Raw genomic sequence first — 2,005 nt, 5'->3', positions numbered from 1 at the left:
GGGATGGTGCGACGGCTTTTCGAGGATCGCGAGATCCGCGAACTCAGGGTCCAACGACCTGCAGGTTCCGGAAAGCCATTTCTCCTCCTCGGCAAGAACTGGGTCTCCGTTGCAGCTGCAAAGGAGCCTCGTTATGGATGCCCGGAACCCAGCAACACTCCAAGTCACCACCGGCCCCCTGCCCGCTTCGCGCAAGGTCTACAAACAAGGCGAAATCCATCCCGAAATTCGCGTGCCGATGCGCGAAATCGCCCTTCACCCCAGCGCCGGCGGGCCGCCAGTCACGGTCTATGGTTCTTCCGGTCCTTACACGGACGCGGACGCGCGGATCGACATCGAAAAAGGCCTGCCGCCCCTGCGCGAGGCGTGGATCGAGGCGCGCGGCGACGTCCAGCGTTACGAAGGGCGGGTGGTGAAGCCGGAGGACAACGGTTTCGTCTCTGGCGAGCGCCTGACGCCGGAATTTCCCGTCCGCCATCGGCCGCTGCGCGCGGTGAAGGGAAGAGCCGTCACCCAGCTCGCTTATGCGCGCGCCGGCATCGTCACGCCTGAGATGGAGTTCGTCGCCATCCGCGAGAACCTCGGCCGCGAGAAGCTGAAGGAAAAGCTTGCGCGAGACGGCGAGAGCTTCGGCGCGGCCATTCCCGATTACGCAACGCCCGAATTCGTTCGCGACGAGGTGGCACGCGGCCGCGCCATCATTCCTTCCAACATCAACCATCCCGAAAGCGAGCCGATGATCATCGGCCGCAACTTCCTCACCAAGATCAACGCCAATATCGGCAATTCCGCCGTCACCTCTTCTTGTGCCCAGGAGGTGGAAAAGCTGGTCTGGGCGATCCGCTGGGGCGCCGACACGGTGATGGACCTTTCCACGGGCCGCAACATCCACAACATCCGCGAATGGATCATCCGCAACGCTCCGGTGCCGATCGGCACGGTGCCAATCTATCAGGCGCTGGAGAAGGTGGGCGGCATTGCCGAGGAACTCAGCTGGGAGGTTTTTCGCGATACACTGATCGAGCAGGCCGAGCAGGGCGTAGATTATTTCACCATCCATGCCGGCGTCAGGCTTGCCTATATCCCGCTCACCGTCGATCGCGTCACCGGCATCGTCAGTCGCGGCGGCTCGATCATGGCCAAATGGTGCCTGGCGCACCACAAGGAGAGCTTCCTCTACGAGCATTTCGAGGAAATCTGCGACATCGCCAGAGCCTATGACGTCGCCTTCTCGCTCGGCGACGGTCTCAGGCCGGGCTCGATCGCCGACGCCAACGACGCTGCGCAGTTCGCCGAGCTCGAGACGCTTGGCGAACTCACCAAGATCGCCTGGGCGAAGGACTGCCAGGTGATGATCGAGGGCCCCGGCCATGTTCCCATGCACAAGATCAAGGAGAACGTGGACCGGCAGCTCGAAATCTGCGGCGAGGCGCCGTTCTACACACTCGGGCCGCTGACCACAGACATCGCGCCGGGCTACGACCACATCACTTCGGCGATTGGGGCTGCCATGATCGGCTGGTTCGGCACGGCGATGCTCTGCTACGTCACGCCGAAGGAGCATCTCGGCCTGCCCGACCGCGATGATGTCAAAACCGGCGTTATCACCTACAAAATCGCGGCGCATGCCGCCGATCTCGCCAAAGGGCACCCGGCGGCGAAGCTGCGTGACGACGCGCTTTCCCGTGCGCGCTTCGAATTTCGCTGGGAGGACCAGTTCAACCTCTCCCTCGATCCTGAGACGGCGCGGGCGCTGCATGACGAGACGCTGCCAAAGGAAGCGCACAAGGTTGCGCATTTCTGCTCCATGTGCGGCCCGAAATTCTGCTCGATGAAGATTTCGCACGACATCCGCGACGCTGCCCGGCAAGAGGCGGCGCAGCAGGAAGGCATGACCGCGATGGCGCAAAAGTACCGCCAAGGCGGCGATCTTTATGTGCCGGTGGAGGAAGTTGCCGGCCGAGAACGCGACGCATAGCGACAGGATCTCCAGAGATGCGCATCC

The 2,005-nt window shown here is 62.9% G+C and carries 1 protein-coding gene; it reads left to right on the top strand.

The annotated features are described in order from the left end of the window. Positions 1-133: 133 nt before the first annotated feature. Entirely contained in the window at positions 134-1,978 is a 1,845-nt protein-coding gene (gene thiC / locus EOA86_RS32415) for a phosphomethylpyrimidine synthase ThiC (RefSeq protein ID WP_128345319.1), read from the top strand. Positions 1,979-2,005: the final 27 nt, after the last annotated feature.

The organism is Mesorhizobium sp. M5C.F.Ca.IN.020.32.2.1, from assembly GCF_004023105.1.
GTDB classification, from domain to species: domain Bacteria; phylum Pseudomonadota; class Alphaproteobacteria; order Rhizobiales; family Rhizobiaceae; genus Mesorhizobium; species Mesorhizobium wenxiniae.
The sequence above is the reverse complement of the archived record's forward strand: the minus strand, read 5'-3'. Positions and strand labels throughout refer to the sequence as shown.